At 52.0% G+C, this 1,288-nt stretch carries 1 protein-coding gene; it reads right to left on the reverse strand.

Annotation, left to right across the window (positions count from 1 at the left end; genetic code table 11):
• Positions 1-1,288, reverse strand: a 1,288-nt coding sequence (locus tag K1I97_RS10000; protein ID WP_223351614.1) for a chordopoxvirus G3 family protein, incomplete at both ends; no start/stop codon positions are given.

The following is a 1,288-nucleotide window of genomic DNA, read 5'->3' on the forward strand; positions in this document are numbered from 1 at the left end:
AGTGCCTCAGTAAGTGCAAGTACATCGGCAAGTGAGTCCGCTTCAACAAGTGCTTCAGTAAGCGCAAGTACATCGGCAAGTGCATCTGCTTCAACAAGTGCTTCAGTTTCAGCAAGTACGTCGGCGAGCGCGTCTGCTTCAACAAGCGCGTCAGTAAGTGCAAGTACGTCAGCGAGCGTATCTGCCTCAACGAGTGCTTCAGTTTCTGCAAGTACATCGGCAAGTGCGTCTGCTTCAACAAGCGCGTCAGTAAGTGCAAGTACCTCAGCGAGCGTATCGGCTTCAACAAGTGCTTCAGTAAGCGCAAGTACATCGGCAAGTGAGTCCGCTTCAACAAGTGCTTCAGTAAGCGCAAGTACGTCAGCGAGCGTATCGGCTTCAACAAGTGCCTCAGTTTCAGCAAGTACATCGGCAAGTGCATCTGCTTCAACAAGTGCTTCAGTTTCAGCAAGTACGTCAGCGAGCGTATCGGCTTCAACAAGTGCTTCAGTTTCAGCTAGCACGTCAGCGAGTGTATCTGCCTCAACAAGTGCCTCAGCAAGCGCAAGTACATCGGCGAGTGCATCCGCCTCAACAAGCGCTTCAGTAAGTGCCAGCACGTCAGCGAGTGCATCCGCTTCAACGAGTGCTTCAGTTTCAGCAAGTACATCGGCAAGTGAGTCTGCTTCGACAAGTGCTTCAGTTTCAGCAAGTACGTCAGCGAGCGTATCCGCCTCAACGAGTGCCTCAGTAAGTGCCAGTACGTCAGCGAGCGTTTCAGCTTCAACAAGTGCTTCAGTTTCAGCTAGCACATCAGCGAGTGTCTCCGCTTCAACAAGCGCGTCAGTAAGTGCCAGCACGTCGGCGAGCGCGTCTGCTTCAACAAGTGCTTCAGTTTCAGCAAGTACGTCAGCGAGCGTATCTGCTTCAACGAGTGCCTCAGCAAGTGCAAGTACCTCAGCGAGCGTTTCAGCTTCAACAAGTGCTTCAGTTTCTGCAAGCACGTCAGCGAGTGCGTCTGCTTCAACGAGTGCTTCAGTAAGTGCAAGTACATCGGCAAGTGAGTCCGCTTCAACAAGTGCTTCAGTAAGCGCAAGTACGTCAGCGAGCGTATCCGCTTCAACAAGTGCCTCAGTAAGTGCAAGTACATCGGCGAGCGTATCTGCCTCAACAAGTGCTTCAGTAAGTGCAAGTACGTCAGCGAGCGTATCTGCTTCAACGAGTGCCTCAGCAAGTGCAAGTACATCGGCAAGTGAGTCCGCTTCAACAAGTGCTTCAGTTTCAGCAAGTACATCGGCAAGTGCATCCG

The organism is Streptococcus oralis (assembly GCF_019929345.1).
Lineage (GTDB): Bacteria > Bacillota > Bacilli > Lactobacillales > Streptococcaceae > Streptococcus.